The sequence below is a fragment of the Sphingomonas sp. ACRSK genome (genome assembly GCF_022346685.1).
GTDB lineage: Bacteria > Pseudomonadota > Alphaproteobacteria > Sphingomonadales > Sphingomonadaceae > Sphingomonas > Sphingomonas molluscorum.
In genome coordinates, this window is sequence record NZ_JAKRNR010000001.1 from 142,486 (window position 1) to 158,032 (window position 15,547).

At 68.4% G+C, this 15,547-nt stretch carries 14 protein-coding genes; 5 read left to right on the forward strand and 9 right to left on the reverse strand.

Features of this window, described 5'->3' with window-relative positions; translation table 11 throughout:
• Nucleotides 1–18 precede the first annotated feature (18 nt).
• From MHZ35_RS00720 to MHZ35_RS00730, 3 genes are all read right to left on the reverse strand, one after another.
• The gene (locus MHZ35_RS00720; RefSeq protein ID WP_274615562.1) at nucleotides 19–1,062 is read right to left on the reverse strand and encodes a serine hydrolase; all 1,044 of its coding nucleotides are present in this window, start codon (nucleotides 1,060–1,062) and stop codon (nucleotides 19–21) included.
• Between the two features lie 232 nt (nucleotides 1,063–1,294).
• The gene (nadB, locus tag MHZ35_RS00725) at nucleotides 1,295–2,887 is read right to left on the reverse strand and encodes an L-aspartate oxidase (RefSeq protein ID WP_239433936.1); all 1,593 of its coding nucleotides are present in this window, start codon (nucleotides 2,885–2,887) and stop codon (nucleotides 1,295–1,297) included.
• Nucleotides 2,884–3,804 carry an ABC transporter ATP-binding protein gene (locus MHZ35_RS00730; protein ID WP_239433937.1) on the reverse strand — a complete coding sequence of 307 codons (921 nt, stop codon included), beginning with the start codon at nucleotides 3,802–3,804 and terminating at the stop codon, nucleotides 2,884–2,886. Before MHZ35_RS00730 ends, nadB begins: the two co-directional genes overlap by 4 nt.
• A 115-nt stretch (nucleotides 3,805–3,919) precedes the next feature.
• On the opposite strand from MHZ35_RS00730, the gene MHZ35_RS00735 reads away from it, so the two are divergent.
• The 5 genes from MHZ35_RS00735 to MHZ35_RS00755 all read left to right on the forward strand — a co-directional run bounded on the left by MHZ35_RS00735 (nucleotide 3,920) and on the right by MHZ35_RS00755 (nucleotide 7,851).
• Complete coding sequence (locus MHZ35_RS00735) at nucleotides 3,920–4,147, forward strand: zinc-finger domain-containing protein (protein WP_125960245.1); 228 nt, start codon at nucleotides 3,920–3,922, stop codon at nucleotides 4,145–4,147.
• A 19-nt stretch (nucleotides 4,148–4,166) separates the two neighbouring features.
• Nucleotides 4,167–5,591, forward strand: coding sequence for a metalloprotease TldD (tldD, locus tag MHZ35_RS00740; protein ID WP_239433938.1), 1,425 nt, complete (start codon nucleotides 4,167–4,169; stop codon nucleotides 5,589–5,591).
• Nucleotides 5,592–5,604: 13 nt separating this feature from the next.
• Complete coding sequence (locus MHZ35_RS00745) at nucleotides 5,605–5,808, forward strand: putative signal transducing protein (protein ID WP_239433939.1); 204 nt, start codon at nucleotides 5,605–5,607, stop codon at nucleotides 5,806–5,808.
• A gap of 334 nt (nucleotides 5,809–6,142) precedes the next feature.
• Nucleotides 6,143–6,481, forward strand: a complete 339-nt coding sequence (locus MHZ35_RS00750) for a P-II family nitrogen regulator (RefSeq protein ID WP_125960242.1) — start codon at nucleotides 6,143–6,145, stop codon at nucleotides 6,479–6,481.
• 14 nt (nucleotides 6,482–6,495) lie between these two features.
• Entirely contained in the window at nucleotides 6,496–7,851 is a 1,356-nt protein-coding gene (locus MHZ35_RS00755; RefSeq protein WP_239433940.1) for an ammonium transporter, read from the forward strand.
• Nucleotides 7,852–8,140: 289 nt separating this feature from the next.
• Here the strand turns inward: MHZ35_RS00755 and rpoZ are convergent, their stop codons facing one another.
• The 6 genes from rpoZ to MHZ35_RS00785 form a co-directional block, all read right to left on the reverse strand.
• Entirely contained in the window at nucleotides 8,141–8,485 is a 345-nt protein-coding gene (rpoZ, locus tag MHZ35_RS00760) for a DNA-directed RNA polymerase subunit omega (protein ID WP_239433941.1), read from the reverse strand.
• 117 nt (nucleotides 8,486–8,602) lie between these two features.
• Complete coding sequence (locus MHZ35_RS00765) at nucleotides 8,603–12,187, reverse strand: ABC transporter permease/M1 family aminopeptidase (protein ID WP_239433942.1); 3,585 nt, start codon at nucleotides 12,185–12,187, stop codon at nucleotides 8,603–8,605.
• Nucleotides 12,188–12,200: 13 nt separating this feature from the next.
• On the reverse strand, nucleotides 12,201–13,103 hold the full coding sequence (locus MHZ35_RS00770; RefSeq protein ID WP_125960238.1) for an ABC transporter ATP-binding protein: 903 nt from the start codon (nucleotides 13,101–13,103) through the stop codon (nucleotides 12,201–12,203).
• A 78-nt stretch (nucleotides 13,104–13,181) separates the two neighbouring features.
• Nucleotides 13,182–14,312, reverse strand: coding sequence for a glycoside hydrolase family 130 protein (locus tag MHZ35_RS00775; protein WP_239433943.1), 1,131 nt, complete (start codon nucleotides 14,310–14,312; stop codon nucleotides 13,182–13,184).
• Complete coding sequence (locus MHZ35_RS00780) at nucleotides 14,309–15,067, reverse strand: SDR family oxidoreductase (RefSeq protein WP_239433944.1); 759 nt, start codon at nucleotides 15,065–15,067, stop codon at nucleotides 14,309–14,311. Before MHZ35_RS00780 ends, MHZ35_RS00775 begins: the two co-directional genes overlap by 4 nt.
• A 65-nt stretch (nucleotides 15,068–15,132) precedes the next feature.
• On the reverse strand, nucleotides 15,133–15,546 hold the full coding sequence (locus MHZ35_RS00785; RefSeq protein WP_239433945.1) for a DUF1810 domain-containing protein: 414 nt from the start codon (nucleotides 15,544–15,546) through the stop codon (nucleotides 15,133–15,135).
• Between the last annotated feature and the right edge of the window lies 1 nt (nucleotide 15,547).

Sequence of the window (15,547 nt, forward strand, 5' to 3'; positions counted from 1 at the left end):
ACGGCACGTCGCGCGCGATCAGCTGCGGTTGGCGACCAGTGCGTGAACGACCTGCTGGATCAGCTGCTGGCGGTCCCGCATCGGCGCCCGCGTGTCGCCGATCAGTACTGCCACCGCATAGCTGCGGCCGTCGGGTGCCGTCAGGATGCCGACGTCGTTGAAGCCGGCGTTGCGCGACATCAGGTCCTGGCCGGTGCCGGTCTTGTGCGCCAGCGTCCATCCGGGGGGCAGTGCCGCGTGCAGGCGCGCGCGCCCGGTCCGCGACGCCGCCATGGTGTCGAGCAGATAGCGGGTGGAGTTGGCCGAGAGCAGCTTACCCTGCTTCAGCCGCATCAGCGCCTCGGCGATCGCGGTCGCGCCGGCGCCGTCGGGCGGATTGGCGACATAGGCGTTGAAGGCGGCGATCCGGACGCTCTGCGGCAGGGCGCTGCGCGCCTGGTTAAAGCCGCCGCCGAGCGAATATTCCTGCCGCCAGGTGAGCCCGGCGGTCTTGCTCTGCAGCAGCCGCTCGCCCGGGCCGAAACGGATGTTCTGGATGCCGCGCCGCGCCAGGAACGCGCGCACCGCATTCGGCCCGCCGACATAGGTCAGCAGCCGGTCGTTGGCGGTGTTGTCGCTCATGGTGAGCGCGCGGCGCATCAACTCGCGGACGGTAGTGTGATAGCCGTCTCCCTTCACCAGCGACGCGATCGGCTGGTGGAACAGGGTCAGGTCCTCGCGCCGGACGACCACCGGGTCGTCGAGCGTCAGCTTGCCCTGGTCGAGCAGGTCGAGCGCGGTCATCGCGACCCACAGCTTGCTCACGCTCTGCTGCGGCATCGGCCGGTTGCCATTGTAGGCAACCGTCCAGCCCTGATCGATGCTGGTGACGGCGGCGGCCGCGGTGCCGTTGAAATTGGCGAGCAGCGTCGTGATTGCGCGCGTCAGGTCGGCCGGCGCCTGCGGAAGCGGCGGGGGCGGCGGCGGGACGGGCACTGCGACCCGGTAGCTGGAGGTGGCGGAGCCCGGTGGGGGCAGCAGCGATGCCGGCTGCTGGCGGGCTTCATGGACGGCACAGCCCATCAGCACGAACGGCGCCGATCCCAGCAGGATCAGGGCCCGTTGCGTAGCGGTGAACTGCTGTCCGGACGTCACGTTTCTCTGGGCCCCTCGCACCCTTCTACCATGCTGTCACAACGCACGGGGTCGCAAGCGCTGCCGTGGAAGCCTTGCGGCGAACGCCCCCCCAGCAGCGATGAATGGTGAAGATTTGCGAAAGGGCGCCGGATTCCAAGAGCTTCGTCGGCGCCGGGGTTCAGGGCACCAGCACCGTGTCGACGGCCTCGGGCAGCGTCTCGGGATAGTCGAGCGTATAGTGCAGCCCGCGGCTCTCCTTGCGATGGAGCGCACAGCGCACGATCAGTTCGGCCGACTGGAGCAGGTTGCGCAGTTCGATCAGGTCCGGCGTGACGCGGAAGTGGCCGTAATAGTCGTTCACTTCCTCGGTCAGCATCGCGATGCGGTGCTGCGCGCGCTCCAGCCGCTTGGTGGTCCGCACGATGCCGACATAGTTCCACATGAACCGGCGGATCTCGGTCCAGTTCTGCTTGATGACGACTTCCTCGTCCGAATCCGCGACCCGGCTTTCGTCCCAGGGGCGGATCGGCGGCGGCGGCGCGAGTTCTTCCCAATGGGTCGCGATATGCTGGGCCGCCGCCTCGCCGAACACGAAGCATTCGAGCAGCGAGTTCGACGCCAGCCGGTTGGCGCCGTGCAGCCCGCTCTCGGTGCATTCGCCCGCCGCATAGAGGCCCGGCAGGTCGGTGCGCCCGTCCAGGTCCACGACGATCCCGCCGCAGGTATAATGCTGCGCCGGCACCACAGGGATCGGCGCCTGTGTCATGTCGATGCCGAGGCCGAGCAGCTTGTCATGGATGTTCGGGAAGTGCCCGCGCACGAAGTCCGCCGGCATATGGCTGATGTCGAGGTGGACGTAGTCGAGGCCGAAGCGCTTGATCTCCGCATCGATCGCCCGCGCCACCACGTCGCGCGGGGCGAGTTCCGCGCGCGGATCGATGTCGGGCATGAAGCGGTGGCCGGTGCGCGGGTTGAGCAGCCGCCCGCCCTCGCCGCGCACGGCTTCCGTAATCAGGAAGTTCTTGACCTCCAGATTGTAGAGGCAGGTCGGGTGGAACTGCATCATCTCCATGTTGGAGACGCGGCATCCCGCGCGCCACGCCATGGCGATGCCGTCGCCGGTCGCCCCGCCGGGTGCGGTGGAGAAGAGATAGGTCCGCCCCGCGCCCCCGGTCGCCAGGATCGTCGCACGGGCGGTGAACAGCGCCACCCGTCCCGTGTTGCGGTCGAGCGCATAGGCGCCCCACACCCGGCCCGCGCCCGAATAGCGCAGCTCGTGGCGGCTCGTGGCGAGGTCGACGGCGACCATGTCGGGCACCAGCGTGATGTTGGGATGCGCCTGGGCGGCGGCGATCAGCGCCTCCTGCACCGCCCGGCCGGTGGCGTCGTCGACATGGACGATGCGGCGGTGCGAATGGCCGCCCTCGCGCGTCAGGTGCCAGCGTTCGTCGCCGTCGCCGCCGTTGAACGGCACGCCCAGCTCCGCCAGCCGCTCGATCGCCGCCGGCGCATGCTCAACCACGAACTCGACGGTGGCGCGGTCGTTGAGCCCCGCGCCCGCGACCATCGTGTCCTCGATGTGGTTCTCGAACGTGTCGCCCGGCTCCAGCACCGCGGCGATCCCGCCCTGCGCCCAGGCGGTCGAGCCTTCGTCCAGCCGCCCCTTGGCGAGCACCGTTACCTGGAACCGCTCCGCCAGGTTGAGCGCGGCGGTCAGCCCGGCCGCGCCCGAGCCGACGATCAGGACGTCGCTTTGGCGGGGATCGCTCACCCGTGGGCGCGCGTCAGGTTGAGGAACACGTCCTCCAGGTCGGCTTCCTTGGTGGAGACGTCGACGATGCCATAGCCGTCGCGCGTCACCGCGGCGAGCACCTCGCCGGCGTTCGCCACGTCCTTGCGATAGGTGATCGCCAGCACCCGCTCGCTCTTGCGCTCGACCTTGCTGAAGCAGCTCGCCTCCGGCAGCGCGGCGAGATCACGGTCGACCGTCACCTCGACCAGCTTTTCCTGCGCCATCCCCACCAGCGCGCGGGTCGGCTCATTGGCGATGAGGCGGCCGTGGTTGATGATCGCGATGCGATCGCACAGCTCCTCGGCCTCTTCGAGATAATGGGTGGTCAGCACCACCGTCACCCCAGCGTCGTTCAACTGCCGGACATAGGCCCACAGCTGCTGGCGAAGCTCGATGTCGACGCCCGCGGTCGGCTCGTCGAGCACCAGCACGGGCGGCGAGTGCACCATCGCCTTGGCGACCATCAGCCGCCGCTTCATGCCGCCCGAGAGGCTGCGGGCATAGGCGTCGGCCTTGTCCTCCAGATGCACCGCGCGCAGCAGCTCCATCGTCCGGCGCTTCGTCTTGGGAATGCCGTAGAGGCCCGCCTGGTTTTCCAGTGTTTCGGAGGGCGTGAAAAAGGGATCGAAGGTGATCTCCTGGTTCACGATGCCGATCGACGCCTTCGCGTTGCGCGGATGCCGATCGATGTCGAAGCCCCAGATCTCCGCCGTGCCGCTGGTCTTGCGCACCAGTCCCGCCAGCGTGTTGATCAGCGTCGACTTGCCCGCGCCATTCGGCCCCAGCAGCCCGAAGATCTCCCCGCGCGGCACGTCAAAGGTGACGCCGTCAAGTGCGCGCTTGCCGCCCGCATAGGTTTTGCAAAGCTCTCGGATGCTGATCGCGGCCTGGGTCATGGCGCAAGCGGATAGGCCTCGCGGCACGAATCGCCAATCCCCGCCGTTGCGAAACGCTGCGATCGGTCACGCTCCAGCATTGTCGAGCGCCGGGCGCCTTGCTATCGTCTCTTCCATGATTCCGCCGTCCGAAGTCCTCCGCGTCACCACCCCCCGCGTCGCTTGCGACGGTGCCGGGGAGATCGCCCCTGCGCTCGGCCACCCGCGCGTGTGGCTGCAGATCGACGAGCATGGCTATGTCGACTGCGGCTATTGCGACCGCCGCTTCGTGCTGATCGGCGGCCCCGCGGACGGCGTCGACCAGTCGACGCTCCCCGACATCGCGTCTGGCGCCAGCCTCTAGGTCTCCTATATCGGAGGACATGACCGCCTCCGATCCCCGCGCCTTCCTCTACCGCGACGGCTTCGACCCCGCCGCTGCCACCCGTCTCGCCGCGCGCACGCTCGCGCAGGCCGACGACGGGGAACTCTACCTGCAATATCGCCGGGCAGAGGCGTTCGGCTTCGACGACGGCCGGCTGAAGACCGCCAGCTACGACACCGCCTCCGGCTTCGGCCTGCGCGGCGTGTCGGGCGAAACCACCGCCTTCGCCCACGCCAACGAGATCAGCGAAGCCGCGATCCTGCGCGCAGGCGAGACCATGGCGCTGATCGATCCGAGCAAGGGCGCCAAGGCGCCGCCCCCGCGCGGCAACAACCGCCACCTCTATACCGCCGCCGATCCGCTCGATCTGGTGCCGTTCGCCGACAAGGTGAACCTGTGCCAGACGATCGACGCCGCCGCCCGCGCGCGCGATCCGCGGGTCGTGCAGGCCAGCGTCAGCCTCAGCGGCTCGTGGAGCGTGGTCGAGATCGTCCGCCCGGACGGCTTCGTCGCCACCGACGTGCGTCCGCTGGTACGCCTCAACGTCTCGCTGGTGGTCGAGCAGAACGGCCGGCGCGAGACCGGCAGCTTCGGCATCGGCGGCCGCTATCTCTACGACGACCTGTTCCTGCCGGAAACCTGGAACCGCGCGATCGACACCGCGCTCGCCCAGGCGCTCGTCAACCTGGACGCGGTCGACGCGCCCGCCGGCGAAATGACCGTGCTGCTCGGGCCGGGCTGGCCCGGCGTGCTGCTGCACGAGGCGATCGGCCACGGCCTGGAAGGCGACTTCAACCGCAAGGGCACGAGCGCCTTTTCGGGTCGCATCGGCGAGCGCGTCGCGGCACCCGGTGTGACCGTGGTCGACGACGGCTCGATCGCCGATCGTCGTGGCTCGCTGTCGATCGATGACGAGGGCACGCCGACCCAGGAGAACATCCTGATCGAGGACGGCATCCTCAAGGGCTATATCCACGATCGCCTCAACGCCCGGCTGATGGGCGTGGCGCCGACCGGCAACGGCCGCCGCGAAAGCTTCGCCCACGCCCCCATGCCCCGCATGACCAACACCTTCATGCGCGGCGGCAAGGATGATCCCGCCGAGCTGCTGTCGCGCGTCAAGAAGGGCATCTTCGCCAAGTCGTTCGGTGGCGGCCAGGTCGACATCGTCTCGGGCAAGTTCGTCTTTTCCTGCACCGAGGCCTACCGGATTGAGGACGGCAAGCTCGGTGCGCCGATCAAGGGCGCCACGCTGATCGGCGACGGCCCGACCGTGCTCACCAAGGTGACCGGCATCGGCAACGACTTCGCGCTCGACGAGGGCGTCGGCATGTGCGGCAAGGGCGGGCAGAGCGTGCCGGCCGGCGTCGGCCAGCCCACCCTGCTGGTCGAGGGGCTGACGGTCGGCGGCACCGCCGCCTGATGGCACCCGTCTGATGGCTCTTGTCGAACTCGGCCGCTTCGCCCGGATCGAGGCGCAGATCCTGGTTGGGCGGCTGGAGAGCGAGGGCATCCCCGCCGTCGCCTTCGATGGGGAGGCGAGCATCGCCGACGGCAGCTGGCTGCTGATCCCCACCCGCGTCATGGTCGACGACGAAGATCTCGCCGAAGCCCGCGCGATCGCCGAACGTCCGGAATGACGCGCCCCACCGCCTAATTTTCGAGCAGCTGCCTAAAGCTGCGTCGCACTTGCCTCGCATTTCAGCCCGGCGTGGGCCACATCCCGCCCGAGGCGTAATCCTGCTTCCCACCCCGTTTGTCTCGAGTAGGGATCGAGCTTGTCGAGAGCCCGGATCGAGAGAGCCACCGCAACCGCCTCTCGATACGCCGTCTCGACAAGCTCGACGGCACCTCGAGGCAAACGGGGAGGATTGAGATGTCGACCCGCTGCTGACCTCTCGCGTCCGCTCCCCAACCACAACTGGCACGCTGCTTGCTACGCCTCCCCTCGGGACCATAGCGAGGGGGCGCGATATGAAACTCGTCATCGCCATCATCAAGCCGTTCAAGCTCGATGACGTGCGGGAGGCGCTGACCGAAGTCGGAGTGGCGGGCATGACCGTCACCGAGGTCAAGGGCTTCGGCCGCCAAAAGGGCCAGACCGAAATCTACCGGGGCGCCGAGTACAGCACCAACATGGTGCCCAAGATCAAGATCGAGATCGTGTGCGCGTCCGACGTCGCGCCGCGGGTGGTGGAGGCCGTGCAGGCCTCGGCCAACACCGGCGCGATCGGGGACGGCAAGATCTTCGTGCTCGATGTCGGCCAGGCGGTCCGCATCCGCACCGGCGAGACCGACGAGACTGCGCTGTGATGAAGGGGGACATTATGAAGCTTCCGACTGGCCTGGCGATCGCCGCGGGCACGACTCTGTTTGCCGCGCTGCCCGCCTGGGCGCAGGACGCGGCCCTGCAGGCACCGGCAGCCGCCGCGCCTGCCGCCACCGTCGACAAGGGCGACACCGCCTGGATGATGATCTCGACCGTGCTGGTGCTGGCGATGATCCTGCCCGGCCTCGCGCTGTTCTACGGCGGCCTTGCCCGCGCCAAGAACATGCTGTCGGTGATGACGCAGATCGGCGCCGTCGCCTGCCTGGCGATGCTGATCTGGGTGATCTACGGCTACAGCCTCGCCTTCGGGCCGGAGAGCGCGCTGCCGAGCAAGTTCATCGCCGGCTTCGGCAAGGCGTTCCTGGCCGGGGTCACGCCCGCGTCGCAGGCGGCGACCTTCACGGCCGGCGTCGAGATCCCCGAATATGTGTTCATCTGCTTCCAGATGACCTTTGCCGCGATCACCATCGCGCTGGTGCTGGGATCGGTGGTCGAGCGGATCAAGTTCTCCGCCGTCATGCTGTTCGCGCTGGTATGGCTCACCATCGTCTATCTGCCGATCGCGCACATGGTGTGGGCGGCAGGCGGCTGGTTCTTCGACATGGGCGCGCTGGACTTCGCCGGCGGCACCGTGGTGCACATCAACGCCGGCGTCTCGGCGCTGGTGCTGGCGATGCTGCTCGGCAAGCGCATCGGCTATCCGACCGAGCGCATGGCTCCGCACAGCCTGACGCTGACGATGGTCGGCACCGGCCTCCTCTGGGTGGGCTGGTTCGGCTTCAACGCCGGCTCGGCGCTGGAGGCAAACGGCTCGGCGGCCCTCGCGATGATCAACACCTTCGTCGCCACCGCCTCGGCCGGGCTGTTCTGGATGCTGGCGGAGCGCTTCTCGGGCCACAAGGGATCGGCGCTGGGCTTCTGCTCGGGCATCATCGCCGGCCTGGTCGCGGTGACGCCTGCGGCGGGCAACTCGGGTCCGTTCGGCGCCATCGTGCTGGGCGCGGTCGCCTCGATCGTCTGCTACTTCGCGGTGACCTTCCTCAAGCCCAAGCTCGGCTACGACGACTCGCTGGACGCCTTCGGCATCCACGGGGTGGGCGGCATGGTCGGCGCGATCGGCACTGCCATCGTCTACGCCCCGTCGCTCGGCGGCCCGGGTGCTGCCGACTATGACATGGGCGCCAAGCTCGGCGTGCAGCTGCTCGCGGTGGTCGTCACCATCGCCTGGGCCGCGATCGGCACCACCATCGCCTTCTTCATCGCCAAGGCAGTGACCGGCGGCCGCGTCAGCCCCGAAGTCGAGATCGAGGGCCTCGACCTCGGCGAGCATGGCGAGCGCGCCTACAACTACTGAGATCGGCGGCGGGCACGGGCCCGCCGCCCCCGACGTTCCTCCTGCGGACGACCTCGGGCCGGTACGGAAACGTACCGGCCCTTTTTTGCGCGCGGTGGGCCAGGGAGAACGCGTGCTCCTGCGCAGGCAGGAGCCCAGGGTCACGGGCGCTGTCCCTCCTGGCTCTAGGCTCCTGCCTGCGCAGGAGCACATGCCGCAGGAGCTGCGGGAGGATGCACCCCTCCTCCGCGCAAAAAGAAAGGGCGGCCCCAGCGGAGCCGCCCTTCTTCAGGCCTTCGGCGTGGAGGGATCAGCCCTCGTAGTCGCCGCCGACGTTCTGGTTGCGCGGCGGAGCAGCCGCGGTGAGGCGCAGCGCCTCGGCCGATGCCGACAGCGAACCAATCTCGTCGGGTGCTTCCTCGTCGTCGATCTGCACCTTCTGCATGCTGGTGATGACCGCTTCCTTGAGGTGGTCGGGCCGAACCGTCTCCTCGGCGATCTCGCGCAGCGCGACCACCGGGTTCTTGTCGCGGTCGCGATCGAGCGTCAGCTCGGCACCGCCGGAAATCTGGCGCGCACGCTGGGCTGCCATCAGCACCAGGTCGAACCGGTTGGGGATCTTGTCGACGCAATCCTCGACGGTGACGCGCGCCATGGTCGCTTCCTCAAATAATGCACGGAGCAGGAAAGGCGTGGCGCCTATCCCAAACCCGCGCAATTGTCAATTTTTTCAGGCGCTCCGCCGGGGGAGCGCCCCCCGGCGGACCCGCCCCTACTCCACCGCCCCGACATTGTCGTCGCTGTTGCGGTCGATGTACTTGTTGTACGGGTCGACCCCGGCGAACGCCGGCCGTTTCGCCGTCACCAGCCGCAGCTGCTGCACCCCGCTGCGGACCGGCCGCCGCTCCATCACCAGCACGTCGCCGCGATCAAATGATCCCAGCCCCGGGCGCGCGGTGAATAGCCCCACGTCGATCTGGTCGTCCAGCGCCGCCTGCGTCTCCTTGCCGCGCCCGTCGGCATAGGCCTTGCCGCCCTCGATCGTCAGCACCGTCTCATACCGGCCATCGGGCAGCTTGCGGGTCTTCGCCCCCTTGAGCTTGAGGTCATAGAGGGTGATGCGGTCGAACAGGTCGTCCACCAGCTGCCGCTCGCTCGCATTGCGCGCCAGCCCACGGAAGCCGTCGACCAGCTCCATCGAATTGGCATAGGGTGCACCCTTGAACCGGTGGCGGTCGAGCAGCGTGCGCAGCATCGCGTTCACCCGCTCCTCGCCCAGCCGGTCCTGCAGCAGGTAGAGCACCACCGCGCCCTTGCGGTAATGGATGTACCCCTGGTTCTCGACCCGATCGAGCGGCAGTTCCTCGACCGCCTCGCTGCCGCGCGAGCGCAGATAATTGTCGAGCTCGTACTTCAGGAAGCGGCGGATCTTATCCTCGCCGTACAGGTGCTTCATCACCATCAGCGCCGAATATTGCGCCATGGTCTCCACCAGCACGGTGCCGCCCTGCTGGTCCGCGCTGATCAGCTGGTGCGCCCAATATTGGTGGCCCAGCTCGTGCGCGGTGACATAGGTGACATAGTCGATCTCGTCCGGATCGCGGGTATCGGCGATGAAGCCGATCTTCTCCGAATAGGGCACGGTGCCCGCGAACGCCTGGGCGAAGCTGTCATAGCCCGGGAACTCGATGATGCGGGCATAGGTGAACTGATAGGGCCCGAACGCCTTGTCGTAATAGCCGAGCGACAGCTTCATCGCCTGGAGCATCCGGTCGACGTTGAAGCCGTGGTTCGGCTGGTAATAGACCTCCAGCTGCACCGGCCCCTGCCGGTCCCGCCGCACCGCGTAGTCGGCGGACTGGACCGAGAAGAAGGCCAGGATCGGCGCCGTCGAGACGAAATGCGCGGTGCGCCGCCCGCCCTGGGTCGTGTCCGAAACCCGCCGGCCGGGCGCGATCGGCACCTGGGGCGCATCGGTGGTGACGGTGATGTCCGAATTCACCCAATCGGCATTGGCCAGATAGTTGCGCTGGCGAGCCGACACGTCCTCCAGCTTGGCCATGCGCAGCTCCGACGGCAGGCCGTAGCGGCGGCGGGTCACCCGATCGGTCAACAGCCCTGCACGGTTCATCCCCAGCTGCGGCGCGAAGTCGAAGTTGTTGAGGAAGCTGCCATTGGCCACCAGCCGCGTATCCTCGCCGGTGGCGCGGAAGCCCCGCTGCGACCGCACGGTCCGGAACTGCAGCGTGCCGGTGGCGCCCGGGGCGAGCGGGCGGTCGAAGTGGTAGAGCCGGTACTGCAACTCCGCGTCGTTGCTGGCGAGTTGGGCGCCTGGAACCGTTACTGAGGCAAGCTTGGTGTCGGCGTCGGGCAGCCGCACGTGCAGCGTATCCAGCGGGAGGCCGGTGTCGTTGACGAAGCGATAGACGCCGTCGACCGTCATCCGCCGCTCGGACGGGTGCAGGTCGATCGCCAGCCGAACGTCGGTGAGCGACGGCTGCAATATCGTCTCGTAGTGCAGGTACTTCTTTTCATACTCCGCCATCCGCTGCTCGTTGGCATCGCGGGTGCGGTATGGGTTGAGGACGTTGGTGTTGTAGAAGATGAAAGCGCCGACCCCCACGAACGCCACCAGCGCGACGCCGATGATGACCCCCGGCACGCCGCGCAGGCGCGCAGGCACTCGCCGCAACCGCGGCAGCAGCCGGGTCTCGGTCCCGCGCCGCCACAGCAGGTGGGCGAGCGTCGCGAGGATCACCGCCGCGGCTCCCCAATAGAGGCGCACCCACCAGGCGGCGGCACCGCCGACCTGGTCGCCGTTCATGTCGGACAGCTGCGGCGTCGGCCCGCCGCCGTAGAGGTAGAGCGGATGCTCGAACCCCAGGTTACTGAGCGTCAGCGTGGCCACGATGTAGACGACCATGATCGCCCAGCCGACGTATTTGTTCGGGCTGAGCGCCTGGACGAACACCGACAGGATCGCCAGCAGCACCATGTCCACCGTCTGCGGCAGCAGGTACCAGCGCCAATACTCGCCGAGCGACACCTCGCCGCCGCCGCGGATCAGCTGCACCAGGATCGCCGCCACCGCCGCCGCCAGCAGGGTGGTGAACAGCACCCCCGTCACCGCCAGCGCCTTGGGCACCATGTAAGCCCAGTTGGGCAGCGGGGTCGCGTCGATGATCTCGTGGATCTTGCGGTCGCGGTCGCGCCAGACCAGCTCACCGGCATAATAGATGGCGATGATGATCGGGATCAGCCCGAAGCCGCCGGTCAGCGTCTCGATCAGCGCGAAGGTGAGCGGTCGCGCCGGCGTGCCGTAGATCTCGCCCGCGAACAGCAGCGCGCCGACCGTGTTGAACAGGCCGACGACCAGCAGCACCAGGAATGCGGGGCTGCGGAACACCTGCGCCATCTCGAAGCGACAACGGGTGAGGAGGCGCGCCCAGGTCGCCCCGTCCGGCTGGGGCGCGGGCAGCCGATCGACCAGCCGCGGCGCAGTCTGGCCCAGCTTCGCCTCGCGGCGTGCCTGCTTGCGCAGGCGGCGCTTGGAGATGCCGCGCTCGGCAAAGCGGAACCGCCCCACGGCGAAGCCCAGCGCCGCCAGCGCGACGCCGATCCAGATCAGCCGGTTGGCAAGCAGCGCACCGTCCAGCGGCGGCAGGATCGCGTTGCGCTCCGCCGCGGTAAAATAGCGGGTCGCGTTGCTGATCGCAGCGACCCCGAAGGGTTCGACATAGGCCGCGACCTGCCGCCACTCGGGCTGCTGCCCGATCATGGTGCTCATCACGGCATAGAGCACCAGGAAGACGATCACGCCGACATAGCTGCCCATCATCGATCGCGTGACCGTCGCCACCGCAAAGAAGATCGCCGCGGTCAGGAACAGGTTCGGCAGCGCCACCACCAGATAGGCCCAGGCGAAGGCGGCGGGGATCGTCGGCCCCAGTCGCTCCGGATCGATCCAGGGCATCAGCGATCCGACCCAGATCGCGAGCGGGATCGCCAGGAACGCCACCGCCGCGGCCAGGAAGGCGCCGGTGAAGCGCCCCAACAGATACTGGAAGCGCGTGACGCGCGTCGTGCGCACCATCGGGCCGAAGCCCGACTCATCGTCGCGCACCACCACGTTCGCGACGAACGCGGTCGTCACGAACATGAAGAACAGCGAAAAGATCGCGTGGACCTGGACGATGGCAAAGGGGCTGTTGGCGTGGACGTTGCCGCCCGCGCCGATCTGGATGTTCTCGCTCGCAACCGACCCGAAGGTCAGCAGAAAGAAGAGTGCCGCGACGACCCAGAACACCGGGCTGCCGAACTGGTAGCGGAGTTCGAACCCCGCGATCTTCCGAAACATGGGCGCCCTCCCCTCAGGCCGCGACAGCGGCGGCGGTGTCGATGGGGCGGCGGGTGCGGGCCAGGGTCGCGAAATACACGTCCTCCAGCCCGCCGCGCACCGGCTCGAAGCCGTTGCCGGGATCGACCTCGGACAGGATGTGGACGATGGTCCGCCCGGCGAACAGGCGGGTGGAGATCAGCTCGTAGCGCTCCCGCACCTCGGTCAACTCATCGCGCCGGATCGCCTTGGCCCAGACGGTGCCGCGCGCCTGCTCGATCAGTTCCAGGGGCGCCCCCTCCAACCGGATCTTGCCAGCCGCCAGCACCGCCATGCGCGGGCAGAGATCCGCCACGTCCTCGACGATGTGGGTGGAGAGGATCACGACCACATTCTCGCCGATCTCGGCAAGCAGGTTGAGGAAGCGGTTGCGCTCTTCCGGGTCGAGACCGGCGGTCGGCTCGTCGACGATGATGAGGCGGGGGTTGCCGATCAGCGCCTGGGCGATGCCGAAGCGCTGGCGCATGCCGCCCGAAAAGCCGGCGATCGCCTTCTTGCGGACGTTCCACAGGTTGACCTGGTTGAGCAGCGTCTCGACCGTCGCCTTCCGGTCCGCGGCCGAGGCGATGCCCTTCAGCACCGCCATGTGATCGAGCATGTCGTAGGCGGAGACGCGCGGATAGACGCCGAAGTCCTGCGGCAGATAGCCCAGCGTCTCGCGCAGCCGCTCCGGCTCCGCGATCACGTCGATGTCGCCAAAGGTGATGCTGCCGCTGGTCGGCGTCTGGAGCGTCGCGACGGTCCGCATCAGCGTCGACTTGCCCGCCCCATTCGGCCCCAGCAGCCCGAACATGCCCGTCGGTACCGACAAGGTCACGTCATCCAGCGCGCGCGTCCCGTTGCCATAGACGTGGCTGACGTTGCGTAGCTCCAGCATTCTCAATTCCCCTCACCCCGAGGAGAGGATGCTAGCGCGGTGTCCTATTACACTAAAGCAGTTTTTTGGGCAGCCGTGTCAGGCGAAGACGGACTTCGGGATATGCGTGATCCGACACGCCAGATCCGCCTCGCCCGACGCGACCACATAAACGTCGCCATGTTCGGCGATGCCGGTCGTGAACACCACGTCGCGCACGTACATCTGGTCCTCCAGCGGCCGGGTTAGCTCCGGATTGGCCTCCAGCAGCGGCGGGTGCTGGGTGGCGACGGTGCGGCTCGGGTCGTCCGCGGCCAGGATCGTCCAATAGGTGCGATAGATGCCGACGATCTCGTGCGGCTCCACCCCGTGCCACAGGCTCAGCCAGCCGCGCTCGGTGCGGATCGGCGGGGTGCCGCCGCCCATGCGCGCGGTGGCGACGGTCGCGGCATGCGGGCGGATTCCCGGTTTTCGGCACGGCTTCCAGTGCAGCAGGTCGGGCGAGGTGGCGAGATTGATCGACGGCCCCGCCCGCCACTCGCTGTCCGGCGGATAGGCGAAATACAGGTCGCCCAGCGGCCGGGTCTGCGCCCAGTAGCGCCCGTCGACCTGGCCCTCGAAGATCAGCATGTCCTTGTTCTGGTGGTCGAGCACCATGTCCTCGAACCGCCAATCGAGCCCATTGTCCGAGCTGTAGAGCGTGGTCGAATGCCGCTCCGGGCTCACCGAGCAGGTGGTCATCCAGTAGCGACCATCGACGCGGCTGATCCGCGCATCCTCGACGCCATAGCATTGCCAGCTGCCCTGCGGCGCCACCGCGCGATCATAGTGCACGGCGACCACCTCCAGCCCGTCGGGCGAGAGCTCGACCGGCAGCAGCCACGACAGCGAGGTCAGCGCCATCACCCGCCACTTGTTGCCCTGGAGCAGGAACTTGCGCGGATCGGCGGTGTCGGCATGCTCGAGCGGCCAGCCGTCGAGCACATAGCGGCCGGCGCTCCCCTCCTCGCCTTCCCAGCGGATCGCATGGACGCGGCCGTCGCGGATCGGCTTGCGCAGCGCCTCGGCCACCCGCACCATCATCAGCAGGTTGCCGCCCGGCAACCGGGTCAGGCCCGGATTGAACGCCCCCAGCACGTAGGTTTCGGCATCGAGATGCCCCGCGAGCGGCGACCGTGAAAGGTCCACGTCGTCGGGGGTGAAGACCAGCCGGTCGACGTCGAAGTTCATTCGGCTGCCTGCGCGCGCGGCGTGATCACCACCTGCTGCACCACGGTGCGGCGCGGCTGGGTGAGCATATAGTGGACGCCCACCGCGATGTCCTCGGCGCGCAGCATGGTCTCCTCGCGGATCTGCTCGCGCTGCTTTTCCACCGGCACGTCGGGCAGTTGCATGTCGGACCCGGTCTTGCCCGGCTCCACCAGCCCGACCCGGATCCCCTTCGGTCCCAGCTCGCGCCGCAGCGCCTCGGAAAAGCCGGCGATGCCCGCCTTGATCCCGGCGTAGATGGTCGAGCCCGGGCCGAGCACATGCGCGCTCATCGACCCTACCAGTACCAGGTCGCCCTCGCCTTCCAGCAGATCGGCCGCGGCGTGCGAGCCCAGCAGATAGGCGGTGAAGTTGAGCGCGATCGCGTGCCGCAGCTCCGCCTCGCTGGTCTCGGATATGCCGGACGCGGCGACGGCGGCGTTCAGCACCACGGCGTCCAGCCCACCCAGCCGCTCGCGCGCGATCTCCAGGAAGCCGCGGGCATGGTCCGGCTCCGCCAGGTCGAGCACCGCGCCGTCGCCCTCGCCCACCTCGCGGATGCGGGCGAGCGCATCGGCCAGATGGTCCGAATCATGCCCGCACACGAACACCTGCGCGCCTTCCGAGGCGAGCAGCACCGCGATCGCACGGCCGATGCCGGTGGTGCCGCCGGTGATCGCCACCCGCCTGCCGGCAAGCGATAGGACCTCGGTGTGGGCGTCTCGAATGTCGGTCATGCGGGGCTCCTTGGCGCGTTGCCCGCAAACAAAGGCTCGCGCCGCGCGAAGTTCCCGCGGCCGCGTCAGCCGGTCCGGCGCACCGTCTCCGGATCGCGCTGGCCCGAGAAGAAGGCGTCCAGCACCGCCGCGAACACCGGCTCGTCGGGCGCCACGGCCTCGAACAAGGTCATGGAGGAGCGCAGCTTGATGGCGTCGATCCCGCCCAGCACCGCCTCGGCCGATTGCCCGCGATGCGTGAGCAGCGCCTGCGCCGCTTCGCGCAGCCGGGCTCCCAGCAGCGGATGCGCGAGATAGGCCCGCGCCTCGGCCACATCGGCGATCGCATAGAAGCGCGCGGTCTCGCTGCGGCCGAGCCCGGCGATCTGCGGGAACACGAACCACATCCAGTGGCTGGTCTTGCGCCCCGCCTTCAGCTCGGCGAGCACGTTCCCCCACACCCCCGCCTGCGCGTCGACGAAGCGGTCGAGCGCCGCCACT